This window comes from Streptomyces sp. NPDC079020 (assembly GCF_044542225.1).
Lineage (GTDB): Bacteria > Actinomycetota > Actinomycetes > Streptomycetales > Streptomycetaceae > Streptomyces.
The window spans coordinates 194,773-210,746 of sequence record NZ_JBITUB010000003.1 but is presented as its reverse complement, the minus strand read 5'-3'; the positions used below and the strand labels follow the sequence as shown (position 1 = coordinate 210,746).

Genomic DNA, 15,974 nt, shown 5'->3' with positions numbered 1-15,974 from the left:
TTTGGCCGCAGCAGCGGCCGCACCCCCGCAGAAAGGGCCGAAGCGCGTGACCGGACCCCTCATCGTCCAGAGCGACAAGACGCTGCTCCTCGAAGTCGATCACGAGCAGGCCGAGGTCTGCCGCCGGGTGATCGCACCCTTCGCGGAGCTGGAGCGTGCGCCCGAGCACATCCACACGTACCGGCTCACCCCGCTCGGGCTGTGGAACGCCCGCGCCGCCGGCCACGACGCCGAGCAGGTCGTCGACGCGCTGGTGGAGTACTCCCGCTACCCCGTGCCGCACGCCCTGCTCGTCGACATCGCCGAGACGATGGCGCGGTACGGGCGCCTCACCCTGTCCAAGCACCCGGTGCACGGTCTGGTGCTGACCAGCACCGACCGGCCCGTGCTGGAGGAGATCCTCCGCTCGAAGAAGGTCGCGCCACTGGTCGGGGCCCGGATCGATCCGGACACCGTGGCGGTCCACCCCTCCGAGCGGGGGCAGATCAAGCAGACGCTGCTGAAGCTGGGCTGGCCGGCCGAGGACCTCGCCGGGTACGTGGACGGCGAGGCGCACCCCATCGAGCTGGACCAGGACGGCTGGGCGCTGCGGCCCTATCAGCGGCAGGCCGTCGACGGGTTCTGGCACGGCGGGTCCGGGGTCGTCGTACTGCCCTGCGGCGCCGGGAAGACACTGGTCGGCGCCGGGGCCATGGCCGAGGCCAAGGCGACCACGCTGATCCTGGTCACCAACACCGTCTCGGCCCGGCAGTGGAAGCACGAACTGGTGAAGCGGACCTCGCTGACCGAGGACGAGATCGGCGAGTACAGCGGTACCCGCAAGGAGATCCGGCCGGTCACCATCGCCACGTACCAAGTGCTCACGACGCGGCGCAAGGGCGTCTACCCGCATCTGGAGCTCTTCGACTCGCGCGACTGGGGCCTCGTCATCTACGACGAGGTGCATCTGCTGCCCGCGCCCGTGTTCAAGTTCACCGCCGACCTCCAGGCCCGGCGGCGGCTCGGGCTCACCGCGACGCTGGTGCGTGAGGACGGCCGCGAGTCGGACGTGTTCTCGCTCATCGGGCCCAAGCGGTTCGACGCCCCGTGGAAGGAGATCGAGGCGCAGGGCTACATCGCGCCCGCCGACTGCGTCGAGGTCCGGGTCAACCTCACGGACTCGGAGCGGCTCGCGTACGCGACGGCCGAGGCCGAGGAGAAGTACCGGTTCTGTGCCACCACCGCGACCAAGCGCAAGGTGACGGAGGCGCTGGTGCGCAAGCACCAGGGCGAGCAGACCCTCGTCATCGGGCAGTACATCGATCAGCTCGACGAGCTGGGCGAGCACCTGGACGCGCCGGTCATCAAGGGGGAGACGAGCAACGCGCAGCGCGAGAAGCTGTTCGACGCGTTCCGGCAGGGTGAGATCAGCGTGCTCGTCGTGTCGAAGGTCGCCAACTTCTCCATCGACCTGCCCGAGGCCACCGTCGCCATTCAGGTGTCGGGGACGTTCGGGTCACGTCAGGAGGAGGCACAGCGGCTGGGCCGGGTGCTGCGGCCGAAGGCCGACGGGCACGAGGCGCGGTTCTACTCGGTGGTCGCCCGCGACACGATCGACCAGGACTTCGCGGCGCACCGCCAGCGATTCCTGGCCGAGCAGGGGTACGCGTACCGGATCATCGACGCGGACGAGCTGCTGACCGACAGCTGAGGCGGCACCTGAGGGCGGACGGGGACGGGGCGGCGGGGGCGTTCGCGCTCCCCGGGTGCGGCGGACTCCCCGGGTGCGGCGGACTCATCGGGTTCGCCGCACTCACCGGGTGCGGGGTACTCACCGGGTGCGGGGTACTTCCCGGGTGCGGCGTACTCACCGAGTGCGGCGTACTTCCCGGGTGCGCAGTACGCCCGCCTCCTCCGCGTACTCCCCCAGGACGACGACGCCGAACGCCGTCCGCGTGAAAACCTTGACGGCCCGCAGCGCGTCGCCGACGCGGTGGGGCCGGTGGTGACCGGTGGCTGCGGTCGCGCCGTGCGCGGGGCCGGTCCTGCGTGGGTTCAGGGTGGCTGTGCTCATGTATCCATGGTGCTCCGGCCGCCCCCGCCGACGCGTCGGTCCTCGGTCGGAGCAGGCGGGGCCGTCGGGTAGACCTCCGGTCGCACGGCGTCCCCTACGGGTTGCCGGCCCGCCGTACGCCCACCGGCCGATGCCCTTCCGGGCCACGACCGTACGGATCCCGTTTCGACGGGACGGGCGGTGGTCGATACACTCCTCCGTCTGCCCGCCTCCCGCACCGTGGTACCGGCCTCACGCCGGCAGCCGGGGGAGCGCCGCCGGCCGGACGGAAACCGGCCGACAGCCCGTTAGCCGCACTCGTACGCGCAAGCCGCGCGTATCCCTGTGCGAACGCCCTTGAGAGCGGACCCGCGCCGACTCCCGTGTCACCGGAGTGCGCGGTCCGCCGTCCTGCGTTGAAGAGCCGGAGGCAACACCGTGCCCGCGCACGTAGCAGAAAGCGATTCCCCCACCGACCCCCTGGCACACGAGCGGGCCCACCTCGCCGCGTCCCGGGCGGCCCTGCGCGCCATGCGCGAGGACGTCCAGGCCCTCGACATCCGCGATGTCACCGCGAACTGGGTCAACGCCGTCGTGCTCCAGGCCCAGATCGACGACCGCATCAAAGCGCTCGCCGACCTCTCCCACACCCCGCTGTTCTTCGGCCGCCTCGACTACCTGCACGCGGTCGGCGGCGAGCTGGCCGAGGGTGCGGAGGGCGAGCAGTTCTACATCGGACGGCGCCATGTGCACGACGCCGCCGGGGACCCGATGGTCATCGACTGGCGGGCGCCGGTCTCCCAGCCGTACTACCAGGCGTCCCCGAAGAACCCCCAGGACGTCGGGCTGCGCCGCCGTTTCGGCTACACCGGCGGCGAGCTGACCGCGTACGAGGACGAGCACCTCACCGACCCGGAGGAAACCACGCGCACCAGTCGGCTCCTCCAGGCCGAGATCGAGCGGCCGCGCGTCGGTCCGATGCGCGACATCGTGGCCACGATCCAGCCCGAGCAGGACGAGATCGTCCGCAGCGGGCTCGGCGGGACCGTCTGTGTGCAGGGAGGCCCCGGCACCGGGAAGACGGCCGTCGGCCTGCACCGTGTCGCCTATCTGCTGTACGCCCACCGCGAGCGGCTGGCCCGTACCGGCACGCTCGTCGTCGGGCCGAACCGGTCCTTCCTCCACTACATCGAGCAGGTCCTCCCCGCCCTGGGCGAACTGGAGGTGAAACAGGCCACCGTCGACGACCTGGTCACGGCACAGGTCGAGGTCCGGGGCACGGACGGGGCGGCGGCCGCCGTCATCAAGGGCGACGCCCGGATGGCACAGGTGCTGCGGCGGGCCATCCGTTCGCATGTGACGCCCCCGGCCGAGCCGGTCGTGGTGGTGCGCGGGTCGCGCCGCTGGCGGGTGCCCGTGCACGAGCTGGCGGAGATGGTCGACGAGCTGCTGTCGCGCGACATGCGCTACGGCTCCGCCCATGAGGCGCTGCCGCAGCGGATCGCGCACGCCGTCCTCGTACGGATGGAGGAGGCCGGTGAGGCGCCCGACGACCGGGTGCAGAACGCGGTGGCCCGCAATCCCGCCGTGAAGGCCGCCGTGAAGGCGATCTGGCCCGCGGTGGACCCGGCGAAGCTGGTACTGCGGCTGCTGTCGGACGCGGAGTTCCTGGCCGCTCACTCGCGGGATCTGCTCACCGCCGACGAGCAGAAGCAGATCCTGTGGGCCAAGCCCGCCCGGAGCGTGAAGTCCGTGAAGTGGTCGGCGGCGGACGCGGTGCTGATCGACGAGGCCCATGACCTGGTGGCCCGTACGCACTCGCTCGGCCATGTCGTCCTCGACGAGGCGCAGGACCTGTCCCCGATGCAGTACCGGGCGGTGGGGCGCCGCTGCTCGACCGGTTCGGCGACCGTGCTGGGCGACCTCGCGCAGGGGACGACGCCCTGGTCGACGCAGAGCTGGGAGCAGGCGCTGTTCCACCTCGGCAAGGCGGACGCGGTGGTCGAGGAGCTGACGGCGGGCTTCCGTGTGCCGCGCGAGGTGATCGCGTACGCCTCGCGGCTGCTGCCGGAGATCTCCCCGGGCCTGGCGCCGGTCGAGTCGGTGCGTGAGTCGCCGGGGTCGCTCGTCGTGCGGGAGGTCGCGGGCCCGGACGTCCTGGCCGCGGCGGTGGTCGCGGCGTGCGAGGAGTCGCTGGACCACGAGGGATCGATCGGCCTGATCGCGGCCGACGCCCGGATTCCGGCGCTGGCCGAGGCGCTGGCCGGGGCGGGTCACTCCTGGCTGTCCCCCGGTGAGGAGACGAGCGCCGAGTCCCGGCTGACACTGGTGCCGGCGTCGCTGGCCAAGGGCCTGGAGTACGACTACGTCGTACTCGACGAGCCCGCGGCGGTGGTGGACGGCGAGCCGGACGAGCGGACGGGCCTGCGCCGCCTGTACGTGGCGCTCACCCGAGCCGTGTCGGGGCTGACCGTGGTCCACGCGGCGGAGCTGCCGGCGGCCCTGCGGTAGGCGGGGGCGGCGGAGGACCCGCGGACGGCGGGCGCGCCGGAGGGCCTGCGACGGCCGGTGTCGCGGCGGAGCTGCCGTACGCGCCCGGCCGGGGCTGCCCGGGTCATCGCCGGGACCGGCCGGATCACCGCCGGGGCAGGACGGGGCAGGCCGGTCACCGCCCGGTCACCGCCGAGGAAGACCGGTCACCGCCCGGTCACCGCCGGGGAAGGAGGTGGCCGGGCCACCGCCTCCCCCGGCCGCCCGTCAGCCGTCCAGGGCCTCGCGCCACTCCCGTACCGCCGCCGTGTCCACCGGATGCGACCAGCCGCGCGGGCGGGCCGCGCCGCCGATGTGGACCGCGTCGATGCCCGCCGCGAGGAGCTGCGGCAGGTGGTGCAGGTGCAGGCCGCCGCCGACCAGGATCTGCGGCTCGTAGCCCGGCTCGCGCGTGCGTGCCGCCTCGGCGAGGAGCGTCGGGATGCCCTCGTCGACCCCGGCGGGCGAACCTGCCGTGAGGTACGTGTCGAGGCCGGGCAGGTCCGCGAGCTGCTTGCGCAGGGCGTCGCGGTCCGGCGCCCGGTCGATCGCCCGGTGGAAGGTCCACCGGCAGCCGTCCAGCTCGGCGAGAATCCGCTCGACGGCGACGAGGTCGGGATACCCGTTCTCGTCGAGGAAGCCGAAGACGAACTCCTCGGCGCCCTCCGCCCGCATCCCGCGGGTCTTCTCCAGCAGGAGGTCGATGTCACCGACGGCGAACCCGTCCGCCACCCTGAGCATCACGCGCAGGGGAATGTCCACGGCGGACCGGATCGCCGCGAAGGTCTCCCGGGACGGGGTCAGGCCGTCGGCGGCCATGTCGGTGACCAGTTCGAGGCGGTCTGCACCACCCGCCTGAGCGGCGACCGCGTCCTCGGCGTCGAGCGCGATCACCTCCAGGACTGCACGGTTGCTCATGGATCCCCATTCCTCCAGAAACCAGCTATAGGTCTAGTCCAATAGTCAGCCTACGGGTCAGCCGCCCGGGGGCGCAGCCCTCCATGTGAGCGCGTGATCGCGAAGATACGCGAGCACGCGCCGGAACGAGTGGGACGGGCCGCGGGAATCCCTTGCTTTTCATAGGGGTGGGGGGTATACATGAATCAGCATCACATACCCCCTAGGGGTATAAACGCCCACTCAGGGAGGAACCCGTGTCCGCGCACCACGCAACCGCAGCCGGCACCACGGCCGCCGGCACCGAAGGCGGCACCGCCGCCGAGGTCGAGCTCGCCATCGGTGGCATGACCTGCGCCTCGTGCGCGGCCCGCATCGAGAAGAAGCTGAACCGGATGGACGGCGTCGAGGCGACCGTCAACTACGCCACCGAGAAGGCCAAGGTCAGCTACCGGGGCGAGGACATCTCCGTACAGGACCTGATCGCCACCGTCGAGGCCACCGGATACACCGCGCAGGAGCCCGCACCGCGCGCACAGGGCCCGGGCAGCACCGCCGGCGGCCCCGGGGACGCGGAGGCGGCCGAGGACGACGCGCTGCGGCCGCTGCGGCAGCGGCTCCTGACCGCCGTGCTGCTCGCCGTGCCGGTCATCGCGATGTCGATGGTCCCGGCCTTCCAGTTCGACTACTGGCAGTGGCTCTCCCTCACCCTCACCGCCCCCGTCGTCACCTACGCCGCCTGGCCCTTCCACCGCGCCGCCTGGACCAACGCCAAGCACGGCGCGGCCACGATGGACACCCTGATCTCCGTCGGCACCTCGGCCGCGTTCCTCTGGTCGGTGTGGGCGCTGTTCTTCGGCACGGCGGGCATGGTCGGCATGACCCACCCGTTCGAGCTCACCATCGGCCGCAGCGACGGCGCCGGGAACATCTATCTCGAAGCCGCCGCCGGAGTGACCGCGTTCATCCTGGCCGGGCGTTACTTCGAGGCCCGCTCCAAGCGGAAGGCGGGCGCCGCGCTCAAGGCGCTGCTGGAGCTGGGCGCCAAGGAAGTCACCGTCCTGCGCGACGGGCGCGAGGTGACCGTACCGACCGCCGACCTCCAGACCGGTGACCGTTTCGTGGTCCGCCCCGGCGAGAAGATCGCCACCGACGGCACCGTCGTCGAGGGCGCCTCGGCAGTCGACGCCTCCATGCTCACCGGCGAGTCCGTCCCCGTCGAGGTCGGTGTCGGCGACTCCGTCACCGGGGCCACGCTCAACGCGGGCGGCCGTCTCGTCGTCGAGGCGACCCGGGTCGGCGCCGACACCCAGCTCGCCCGGATGGCCAAGCTCGTCGAGGACGCCCAGAACGGCAAGGCCGCCGCCCAGCGCCTCGCCGACCGGATCTCCGCCGTGTTCGTCCCCGTCGTGATCGCCCTCGCGCTCGGCACGCTCGGCTTCTGGCTCGGCAACGGAGCGGGCCTCACCGCCGCGTTCACGGCCGCCGTCGCCGTACTGATCATCGCCTGCCCCTGCGCCCTCGGGCTCGCCACCCCCACCGCCCTCATGGTCGGCACCGGACGCGGCGCCCAGCTCGGCATCCTCATCAAGGGCCCCGAAGTCCTCGAAACCACCCGCCGCGTCGACACCATCGTCCTCGACAAGACCGGCACCGTCACCACCGGCAAAATGACCCTCCTCGACATCCACACCACCGACGGCACCGACCGGCACGACGTCCTCCGCATCGCCGGAGCCCTCGAACACGCCTCCGAACACCCCATCGCCCAAGCCGTCGCCACCGGCGCCATGACCGAAGTCGGCACCCTCCCCACCCCCGAGGACTTCGCGAACATCGCGGGCCTCGGAGTCCAGGGCATCGTCGAGGGCCACGCGGTCCTGGTGGGCCGCGAGAAGCTCCTCGCGGAGTGGGAGATCCACCTCCCGGTGGAGCTGGAGCGCCTGAAGTCGCAGGCCGAGGCCGCGGGCCGGACGGCGATCGCGGTCGCCTGGGACGGCGAGGCACGGGCGGTCCTGGAGGTGGCCGACGCGGTGAAGGACACCAGCGCGGAAGCCATCGTGCGGCTGCGGGCCCTGGGTCTCACCCCGATCCTGCTGACCGGCGACAACCGGGCCGTCGCGGAAGCGGTAGCGGCCGAGGTCGGCATCGACGAGGTGTACGCGGAGGTCATGCCGGAGGACAAGGTCGACGTCGTCAAGCGCCTCCAGGCCGAAGGCCGTTCGGTCGCCATGGTCGGCGACGGCGTCAACGACGCGGCCGCACTGGCCCAGGCCGACCTGGGCCTGGCCATGGGAACCGGCACGGACGCCGCGATCGAGGCCGGTGACCTGACGCTGGTGCGGGGCGACCTGCGGGCCGCCGCCGACGCCATCCGGCTGTCGCGCCGGACGCTCGGCACCATCCGGACGAACCTGTTCTGGGCCTTCGCCTACAACGTCGGGGCCCTGCCGCTGGCCGCGGCCGGACTGCTCAACCCGATGATCGCGGGGGCCGCGATGGCCTTCTCCTCGGTCTTCGTGGTCGGCAACTCGCTGCGACTGCGGGGGTTCAAGGCCTCCTGAGCGTGCGGACCGCTGAACGCCACCGTGGCCGCCAGGGCCACCGGCCCAGCACCACCGGAGCCGATCAGCCCGGCCGGGGAGACACCGGCCGGGCTGCCGCTCGTGATGACGCGGCGCCCCCGCCCCATCCGCCCACGGCCGTCCGCCCGCACTATCCGCCCACGACGAACCGGACCCGCGTTCCCGGCACGGCCTGCGCCGCCGCCGGGAGCGCGGGTTCCGGCACGACCCCGACGACCGGGTAACCGCCGGTCGTCGGATGGTCGTTGAGGAACACCACGGGCCGCCCGTCCGGCGGCACCTGGATCGCCCCGAGCACCAGCCCCTCGCTGGGCAGCTCCCCCTCGCGGGCCCGCTCCAGGGCCGGCCCCTCGGTGCGCAGGCCGATGCGGTTGCTGTGCGGCGAGACCCGGTACGCGGCGGTGGTGAGCGTACGCAGCGCGGCTTCGGTGAACCACGTGTGGCGGGGCCCCGGACGCACGGGGAGCACCAGTTCGGTGGGGGCGGCGGGCCAGGGCACGGCGTCGGGGAGCCGGAGCCCGTACGCAGCCGGGGGGCCGGGCGGAAGGCCCAGCGGGAGTACGTCCCCGTCGCGCAGGGGCGCGGGCCCGAGCCCCGAGAGCAGGTCGGCCGAGCGGCTGCCCAGCACCGGTTCCGGCACCAGGCCGCCCGCGAACGCCAGATAGCCGCGCAGCCCGGTCAGCGCGGGCCCCACGTCGAGGACCGCACCCGCCGGTACACGGACGGGCGCGCCCCAGGCCACCGGCCTGCCGTCGACCGTCACCCGGCAGGCCGCACCGCCGACGACGGCCACCGCGGGCCGGGCCGGGCGGACCGCGCAGCCGGTGACCGTGGTCTCCAGGACGGCCGCGCCGGGCGGGTTGCCGGCCAGCCGGTTGGCCAGCCGGGCGGCGGGCGCGTCCAGGGCTCCGGCCCGCCCCACACCGAGGTGCGCCCAGCCGGTCCGCCCCTCGTCCTGCACCGTGGTCAGGGCACCGGCGCGGATCACTTCGAGCGAGGAAGGGGTCATGGGCAGGTCTCCGCCGTACGCTCGGGCATCGTCACCGCAGCCGTGCGCTCCACCGCGCTCCCCGCCGGGACGAACCTCACGCACGTGCCCGGCCCCAGGAGGGCGGCCGGTTCGCGGGCCGGGTCCCACAGGGCGCCCGGCTCCGGCATCCGGCCGATGAGCTGCCACCCACCGGGCGAGGGACGCGGGTAGACCCCGGTGTAGGGCCCGGCGAGGGCCAGCGCCCCGGCCGGGACCCTGGTGCGGGGGGTCGTGCGCCGGGGCACGTGCAACTGCTCGGGCAGCCCCGTGAGATAGCCGAAGCCGGGGGCGAAGCCGCAGAAGGCCACCCGGAATTCGGTACGGGAGTGGATGCGCGCGACCTCGTCCGCGGCGACGCCCCAGACCGCCGCGACCTCGGCGAGGTCCGGGCCGTCGTAGACGACGGGGATCTCCACCGCCTCGCCCGTGTCGCGGCGCAGCGGCGGTACCGGCCAGGAAGCGAGGTCGCGGGCGAACCGGGCCAGGGTGTCACCCGTGCGGTCCGCGATGCCGTCGAGGAGCACCGTACGGGCGCCGGGGACGATCTCGCGGACGGCGGGGAGTTCACCGCGGGCGCGGCGGCGGAGCAGCTCCGCGTGGAAGGCCTCGGCGTGTTCGCCGCAGGCCAGTTCGACCAGGAGCGCCTGCCGCCCGGTGGGAAGCACCCGCACCCCGGACTTCGCGGGAGCCGCCCGCACGCCGGACTTCGCGGGTACGGGGGACGCCTCAGGTGTCCCGGGCACTCCGGGTACGGGGGACGCCTCACGTGTCCCGGGCACTCCGGGTGCCTGACGCTCCCCGCTCACGCGAAGGCCCGCACCGCGACGCCCGCCTCTTCCAGCGCGGTCCGCACCCGGCGCGCGAGTGCCGCCGCGCCCGGGGTGTCCCCGTGGACGCACAGCGAGCGCGCCGCGACCGGTATCCGGCCGCCGTCGGCTCCGGTCACCGCCCGCTCGACGGCCATGCCGACACTGCGGCGTACGACCTCGTCCGCGTCGTGCACCACCGCACCGGGTTCACCGCGCGGGACCAGGGTGCCCTGCGGGGTGTACGCGCGGTCGGCGAAGGCTTCCTCGACGGCGGGCAGCCCCGCGGCCGCGGCATGGGCGAGCAGCCGGGAGCCGGGCAGGCCGAGGACGGCTAGGCCGCCGCCGCCCGCCAGCCGGACGCCCTCGACGACGGCCGCGGCCTGGTCGTCGTCCCAGACCGCGCGGTTGTAGAGGGCCCCGTGCGGTTTGACGTACGAGACCGTGGAACCGGCCGCCTCCGCGAAGACCCGCAGGGCGCCGATCTGGTAGGCGATCTCGGCGGTCAGTTCGGGGGCCGGCACATCCATCGAGCGACGCCCGAACCCGGCCAGGTCCCGGTACGAGACCTGGGCCCCGATCCGTACGCCGCCCTCGGCCGCCGCGTCGCAGACCCGCCGCATCACGGAGGCGTCGCCCGCGTGGAAGCCGCAGGCCACATTGGCGCTGGTGACACACGCGAGGAGCGCGTCGTCGTCGGTGAGGGTCCAGTGCCCGAAGCCTTCACCGAGATCCGCGTTGAGATCCATCATCACGGGCGCACGCTAGCGATTGTTCAACAACCTGGCAAGGCCCGGTCCGGGGAACGGGACGCCCGTACGGTTCACTGGGCGTACACAGCACACGCACCACACAGCGGACACACGGCGACGAGCAGGGGCGGGGCATGGCAGGCGCGACGTCAGGGGCAGGGGCAGGCGCGTCGTCAGGGGCGGGAACGGCGGGGCGGACCGGCACGCCGGATCTCTCCGAACTGGCCGCCGACAGCGCCTCCCTGTCCCGTTCCGGCACCGCCGAACGGGTCGCCGCCATCCTGCGCGACCGGATCTCGCAGGGCTACTTCCCGCCCGGCAGCCGGCTCTCCGAGGAGTCCATCGCCGGCGCGCTCGCCGTTTCCAGGAACACCCTGCGCGAGGCGTTCCGGCTGCTCTCCCACGAACGCCTCCTGGAACACCGCCTGAACAAGGGCGTCTTCGTCCGCATACTGGCCGTCGACGACCTGGTGGACATCTACCGCGTACGCCTGCTGGTCGAGTGCGCGGCCCTGCGCGCACTGGGCGAGCCGCCGTACGACGTGACGGACGTCGAAGCCGCCGTGGCCACCGGCGAGCAGGCCGCCCTGGCGGACGACTGGGCCGCCTGCTCGACCGCGAACATCCGCTTCCACCAGGCCCTGGCCGGGCTGGCCGGCAGCCCGCGCACCGACGAGCTGATGCGCAACGTCCTGGCCGAGCTGCGGCTGGCCTTCCACGTGATGGCCGACCCGCGCCGCTTCCACGAGCCCTACCTGACCCGCAACAGAGAGATCACGGACCGGCTCGCCGAGGGCGACGCGGCGGGCGCCGAGCGGCTGCTCGCCTTCTACCTGGAGGACTCCCGCCGCCAGCTCGCGGAGGCGTACGCGGAACGGCTCACGGCCCGGTAGACCCCGGCCGCACAACGACTCACGGCCGAGCAGGCCCAGGCCGCCGAGCGGCTCCGGGCCGAGCGGATCCCGGCCGCCGAACGGCCCACGGCTCAGCAGGACCCGGCCGCGCAACGACTCACAACCCAGCAGGCCCAGGCCCGCCGAACGGCCCACGGCCCAGCAGCCCCTGGCCGCGCAACGACTCACGGCCCAACAGCCCCGGCCCACCGAACGGCGTCGGCCCACCTCTCCGGCGTACCCGCCCCCTGGCCCTCCGGCCCATCCCTCCGGCCTCGCGCACCCCTCATCCCCTCCCCTCCCCTTCCCCCTCACTCCCATTCCGCCCGCACGTACCACCCACCCGGGCGGATCTTGAGCGCACCCCCGGCTTTCCGATCCATGCCGCTCACACTCTTGTGGGCTTGTTGAACAATCGCTTAACGTCTCCGCGATACCCCGTCTGATCAGGACCGTGCGCTCTCCCATGCCCGCACGTCCATGCGCGGAAGAAGGCCGACGCGTGATCGTTCTCCTCGGCGTGCTCGTGGTGATCCTCGGATTCGCCACCCGCCGCAATCCCCTCCTCGTGGTGGGTGTCGCCGGCATCGTCACCGGGCTGCTGGGCAAACTCTCCCCGCAGGAGGTGCTGGCCACCTTCGGCGAGAGCTTCGCCTCCGCGCGCTCCGTGACCGTCTTCGTGATCACGCTGCCGGTGATCGGGCTCCTGGAGCGCTACGGACTCCAGGAGCAGGCCCGCACCCTGATCGGCAGGCTGGGCAAGCTGACCACCGGTCGCTTCCTCGCCCTGTACCTGCTGATCCGTCAGCTCACCGCGTCCGTCGGCCTCACCAGCATCGGCGGCCCGGCGCAGAGCGTGCGCCCGGCAGCATCGGCGGCCCGGCGCAGAGCGTGCGCCCGCTGATCGCCCCCATGGCCGAGGCCGCCGCCGAGGCGAAGGCGGGTGGCCCGCTGCCGGAGAAGCTGCGCGAGAAGGTCCGCTCGCACGCTGACCGCCCCTTCGTCCGCCCCTGACCGCCCCCTCCGCGCCCACACCCCTGGAGTGACCCCGATGCCTCCCGCGCTCCCCGTCGCCATCCCCGCCGCGTACGCCCTCCCGTTCGCCGAGCTGGCCCTCGCCAATGTCGTACGCGAATACCCCAACGCCCCGGCACACCTGTACGCGGGCCCCGAGGAACTGGTCGCGCCCCGCGTTCTGCACCCCGCGTTCTACGGGGGTTACGACTGGCACTCCACGGTGCACATGCACTGGCTGCTCGTCCGGCTCCTGCGCCGTTTCGCGTCCACCGGCGAGCTCCCGGCCGGCGTGACCACCCGTGTCCACGAGGTCCTGAACACCCATCTCACCCCGGCGAACCTCACCGTGGAGGCGGCCTATCTGCGCGGCCGGCCGCACTTCGAGCGCCCCTACGGCTGGGCGTGGCTCGTGGCGCTGGCCGCGGAGTGCCGGGCGCTCGCCACCCCGGACGGCGACCGCTGGGCCGACGCCCTCACCCCCGCCGTGGACGCGGTCGGCGAACTGCTCACCGGCTGGCTGCCCCGGGCGACGTACCCGATCCGGCACGGTGTCCACGGCAACAGCGCGTTCGGCCTGGGCCTGATCCTGGACGCGGGCGAGCGTGCCGGTCTGGCCGCGCCGGTGCTCGGCGCGGTGGCGGACCGGGTACGCGACTGGTTCACCGCGGACCATGACGCGCCCACCCACTGGGAGCCGTCCGGCCAGGACTTCCTCTCCCCCGCCCTGACCGAGGCGGACACCGTGCGCAGGGTGCTGCCCGCCGAGGAGTTCCGCACCTGGCTGGCCGCCTTCCTGCCGGGCCTGGCGACGTCCTCGCTGCTCACCCCGCCCGTGGTCTCCGACCACGCGGACCCGCAGATCGGCCATCTGCTGGGCCTCACCCTGAGCCGGGCGGCGGCTCTGCGGACGATCGCCGCGGCGCTGCCCGAGGGCCCGGAGCGGACCGCCCTGGCCGACTCCGCCCAGGCGCACCTGACGGTGGGACTTCCCACGGTCTCGTCCGGCGACTTCAGTTCGGACCACTGGCTGGCCACGTTCGCCGCGCTGGCCCTGGACACCGCGCCGGGGCACTGACCCCACGCGCCGCGTACGGACTCCCGGGATGGCTCGCAACACTCTGCCCACTGATTGAACTTGCCTTTACCATGGCCCTGTTGACAGACCACTGAACACACACGGGGTGCCAGGTGTCAGAACTGATCAGCGTCGCCACAGCACTTGCACCGGCCTTCACCAGCGCCGCGGCCATGTTCGGCTCCGCCGTGCTGACCTCGGCCTCCGACCGCATCGCCGATCAGACCGTGACCGCGGGTGAGGGATTCTTCCGCGGCCTCGTCTCCAGGAACCGGGAGGCAGGGGGCGAACGAGCCACCGATCCGGCGGGCGCGTCCGCGGATGGAGCAGCGGATGGAGCACACGGCACGGACGGCGGGCTCGGTGCCGAACGCGCCGATGAGCTGGACACGCTGCTGGACAGCCTGGACGAGGAGGAGCGGCGCGCACTCGCCCGGGCCGTGACCGCCTGGCTGCGCGGCCCCTCCCGGGAGCTGGACGCCGACCACCTGGTGGACCATGTGCACCGGGTCTCCGGCGTCCCCGCTCCCACCCCCGTCACGCACACCACGCACACCACGGTGACCGCACACGGCCCTCACTCCATCGCGGCCGGCAGCATCAACACCGTCATCATGGGCGGGGAGCAGCCACCGCGGGACCGGGGATGACCACCCCGGGCCACGAGAGCCCCGCAGGCAACTCCGCGCAGTCCACCGGCTCCCAGGGCGTCGCGGCCACCCACATCGGCACCCTCACACAGAACATCATCAGCATGGGCACCTCGCCCGTCGCCGGCTGGCTGCTCCTCGTCCCGGTCTGCTTCGTGGTGGTGTGCGCGGTGCTGGACTGGCCCCCCGCCGGTTTCGAGGGCCAGGCGGGCTGGTTCACGCTGTTCCTGCTGTTCCTGACGGCCGCCGCGCTCGGCGCCGTACGCCACCTCACCCGCCCCGGTGCCGCGGCACGGCGGAAGAACAGGGCCGGCAACGAGCCGAGCAAGGAGCACGCTCCCCGGCTGCTGTGGGTGCCGCTGGCCTCGCTCCTGTTCTCCCTGCTGAGCTGGGTGAGCTTCGAAGCCCTGGCCGACAACAGCCAGGTGGCCGTGAACATCGAGATCGTGGGCGCACAGCCGCTCGACGGGGTGCAGCGGCGGACGCTGACCCTGATCGTTGCGGCACCGGCCGCCGAGGACCGCCGCGACCGGCTGCGCCTCGCCCTGACGATCAGCGAGGAGAACCCCGCCAAACCGGCCTGTGTCCACCGGGCCAGGGCGACCATCACCGCGAGAACGGCGAGCGTCACGCCGCGCATGGAGTCCGTACCCGCCCGGTCCGAACGGGACTTCGCGCTGGGCACCCGGGGCACCCCGGTGGAGTTCACCCTGGACGTGACGAGCGATTCACGGTGCCCCATGCGTCTGGAGAAGGCGCTCGGCACCCTGCACAACGGCTGAAGCACACACGACATCTGGGGGACCCCATGGCCGGAGCAGCACGGTACCGACGGTTGGCCCTTGTCCCCGCGGCGCTCCTCACCATGAGCCTCTCGGGGTGCGGCACCGAGTCCATCCTGAACGACGACACCCGGGTCGGGTCGAAGAGCGATCAGCCGGGTACGAGCTACTCCCCGCACGACGGGGAGTTCAACGGCCTGGACATCACGGTCGTCAACGCCCTGTTCCGGGATCTCGGGTACGACTCGCCGCGCCCGATCCCCGTCCAGTCCAAGAACCGGACGCGGGACCTGCACGACGGGGACATCCATCTGGTCGCCGCCACGTTCTCGATCACCCCGAAGCGCATGCAGACCGAGGAGAAGGGCGGCGACGGGCTCGACTTCGTGGGCCCGTACGCCTCCACACAGCAAGGCGTCCTCGTCGCGGAGGGCGACACCGGCATCCAGGAGCTGTCCGACCTCGACGGCAAGCAGGTCTGTGTGTGGAAGGGCACGACCTCCGACACCGAGCTGAGCGGCAAGGCGTACGAGAACATCCGGCTGCGCAGGGAGACCGACGCCCGCACCTGTGTGAAGGCGCTGCTGGACGGACATGTGTCCGCCGTCTCCACGGACCAGCTGATCCTGTACGGATTCATGGAGCACTACCTGGGCAGACTCAAGGTCGTTCCGGAGATCAAGTTCGGCGAGCCCAACGACTACGGCATCGCGATGGTCAAGGGGCACCGCGAGGACTGCGAGAAGCTGCGCGACGTCCTGAAACGCTATGTGAGCGGACCCGACTGGGACCGCGACGTCGAGAACAATCTGCCGCAGCTCCCCAAGAGCGAGCGGGACGAGGCGCACCCCACGGAGGACGAGATCTCCTCGCTGTCCTGCGTGGACGAACCGAAGAACATGTCGGCCGACTGATCCGCGCATACG

The 15,974-nt window shown here is 72.8% G+C and carries 13 protein-coding genes and 1 pseudogene; 9 read left to right on the top strand and 5 right to left on the bottom strand.

Features of this window, described 5'->3' with window-relative positions; all coding sequences use genetic code 11:
• Nucleotides 1-46 precede the first annotated feature (46 nt).
• Complete coding sequence (locus ACIGJO_RS08100; protein ID WP_399953772.1) at nucleotides 47-1,690, top strand: DNA repair helicase XPB; 1,644 nt, start codon at nucleotides 47-49, stop codon at nucleotides 1,688-1,690.
• A 156-nt stretch (nucleotides 1,691-1,846) separates the two neighbouring features.
• Here ACIGJO_RS08100 and ACIGJO_RS08095 read toward each other — a convergent pair whose 3' ends face one another.
• Nucleotides 1,847-2,053, bottom strand: coding sequence for a hypothetical protein (locus ACIGJO_RS08095; RefSeq protein ID WP_399953769.1), 207 nt, complete (start codon nucleotides 2,051-2,053; stop codon nucleotides 1,847-1,849).
• 417 nt (nucleotides 2,054-2,470) lie between these two features.
• Here ACIGJO_RS08095 and ACIGJO_RS08090 point away from each other — a divergent pair, with 417 nt between their 5' ends.
• Nucleotides 2,471-4,543 carry a HelD family protein gene (locus tag ACIGJO_RS08090; protein WP_399953766.1) on the top strand — a complete coding sequence of 691 codons (2,073 nt, stop codon included), beginning with the start codon at nucleotides 2,471-2,473 and terminating at the stop codon, nucleotides 4,541-4,543.
• Between the two features lie 246 nt (nucleotides 4,544-4,789).
• Here the strand turns inward: ACIGJO_RS08090 and ACIGJO_RS08085 are convergent, their stop codons facing one another.
• On the bottom strand, nucleotides 4,790-5,479 hold the full coding sequence (locus tag ACIGJO_RS08085; RefSeq protein WP_399953764.1) for a copper homeostasis protein CutC: 690 nt from the start codon (nucleotides 5,477-5,479) through the stop codon (nucleotides 4,790-4,792).
• A gap of 236 nt (nucleotides 5,480-5,715) precedes the next feature.
• Between ACIGJO_RS08085 and ACIGJO_RS08080 the strand changes: the two genes are divergently transcribed.
• Entirely contained in the window at nucleotides 5,716-8,022 is a 2,307-nt protein-coding gene (locus ACIGJO_RS08080; protein WP_399953761.1) for a heavy metal translocating P-type ATPase, read from the top strand.
• Nucleotides 8,023-8,173: 151 nt separating this feature from the next.
• Here ACIGJO_RS08080 and ACIGJO_RS08075 read toward each other — a convergent pair whose 3' ends face one another.
• The 3 genes from ACIGJO_RS08075 to ACIGJO_RS08065 form a co-directional block, all read right to left on the bottom strand.
• Nucleotides 8,174-9,052 (bottom strand): biotin-dependent carboxyltransferase family protein, encoded by an 879-nt coding sequence (locus ACIGJO_RS08075; RefSeq protein WP_399953758.1) that lies wholly within the window; start codon nucleotides 9,050-9,052, stop codon nucleotides 8,174-8,176.
• Nucleotides 9,049-9,771 carry an allophanate hydrolase subunit 1 gene (locus ACIGJO_RS08070; RefSeq protein ID WP_399954537.1) on the bottom strand — a complete coding sequence of 241 codons (723 nt, stop codon included), beginning with the start codon at nucleotides 9,769-9,771 and terminating at the stop codon, nucleotides 9,049-9,051. Before ACIGJO_RS08070 ends, ACIGJO_RS08075 begins: the two co-directional genes overlap by 4 nt.
• 104 nt (nucleotides 9,772-9,875) lie before the next feature.
• Nucleotides 9,876-10,628 (bottom strand): LamB/YcsF family protein, encoded by a 753-nt coding sequence (locus tag ACIGJO_RS08065; protein WP_399954534.1) that lies wholly within the window; start codon nucleotides 10,626-10,628, stop codon nucleotides 9,876-9,878.
• 137 nt (nucleotides 10,629-10,765) lie between these two features.
• On the opposite strand from ACIGJO_RS08065, the gene ACIGJO_RS08060 reads away from it, so the two are divergent.
• From ACIGJO_RS08060 to ACIGJO_RS08035, 6 genes and pseudogenes are all read left to right on the top strand, one after another.
• On the top strand, nucleotides 10,766-11,524 hold the full coding sequence (locus tag ACIGJO_RS08060) for a GntR family transcriptional regulator (RefSeq protein ID WP_399953755.1): 759 nt from the start codon (nucleotides 10,766-10,768) through the stop codon (nucleotides 11,522-11,524).
• A gap of 502 nt (nucleotides 11,525-12,026) precedes the next feature.
• A pseudogene (locus tag ACIGJO_RS08055) lies at nucleotides 12,027-12,514 on the top strand (5-oxoproline transporter, DUF969 family subunit); the annotation flags it as partial.
• Between the two features lie 61 nt (nucleotides 12,515-12,575).
• The gene (locus ACIGJO_RS08050) at nucleotides 12,576-13,616 is read left to right on the top strand and encodes a DUF2891 domain-containing protein (protein WP_399953752.1); all 1,041 of its coding nucleotides are present in this window, start codon (nucleotides 12,576-12,578) and stop codon (nucleotides 13,614-13,616) included.
• Between the two features lie 113 nt (nucleotides 13,617-13,729).
• Nucleotides 13,730-14,266 carry a hypothetical protein gene (locus ACIGJO_RS08045; protein WP_399953749.1) on the top strand — a complete coding sequence of 179 codons (537 nt, stop codon included), beginning with the start codon at nucleotides 13,730-13,732 and terminating at the stop codon, nucleotides 14,264-14,266.
• Nucleotides 14,263-15,048, top strand: coding sequence for a hypothetical protein (locus ACIGJO_RS08040; RefSeq protein ID WP_399953746.1), 786 nt, complete (start codon nucleotides 14,263-14,265; stop codon nucleotides 15,046-15,048). Before ACIGJO_RS08045 ends, ACIGJO_RS08040 begins: the two co-directional genes overlap by 4 nt.
• Nucleotides 15,049-15,101: 53 nt before the next feature.
• Complete coding sequence (locus ACIGJO_RS08035) at nucleotides 15,102-15,962, top strand: transporter substrate-binding domain-containing protein (RefSeq protein WP_399953744.1); 861 nt, start codon at nucleotides 15,102-15,104, stop codon at nucleotides 15,960-15,962.
• Nucleotides 15,963-15,974 lie beyond the last annotated feature (12 nt).

Excerpts from the sequence above, each read along its gene's own strand:
- ACIGJO_RS08095 (WP_399953769.1), bottom strand. The coding sequence starts at position 2,053 with ATGAGCACAGCCACCCTGAACCCACGCAGGACCGGCCCCGCGCACGGC.
- ACIGJO_RS08085 (WP_399953764.1), bottom strand. The coding sequence starts at position 5,479 with ATGAGCAACCGTGCAGTCCTGGAGGTGATCGCGCTCGACGCCGAGGAC.
- ACIGJO_RS08075 (WP_399953758.1), bottom strand. The coding sequence starts at position 9,052 with ATGACCCCTTCCTCGCTCGAAGTGATCCGCGCCGGTGCCCTGACCACG.
- ACIGJO_RS08065 (WP_399954534.1), bottom strand. The coding sequence starts at position 10,628 with ATGGATCTCAACGCGGATCTCGGTGAAGGCTTCGGGCACTGGACCCTC.
- ACIGJO_RS08060 (WP_399953755.1), top strand. The coding sequence starts at position 10,766 with ATGGCAGGCGCGACGTCAGGGGCAGGGGCAGGCGCGTCGTCAGGGGCG.
- ACIGJO_RS08050 (WP_399953752.1), top strand. The coding sequence starts at position 12,576 with ATGCCTCCCGCGCTCCCCGTCGCCATCCCCGCCGCGTACGCCCTCCCG.
- ACIGJO_RS08040 (WP_399953746.1), top strand. The coding sequence starts at position 14,263 with ATGACCACCCCGGGCCACGAGAGCCCCGCAGGCAACTCCGCGCAGTCC.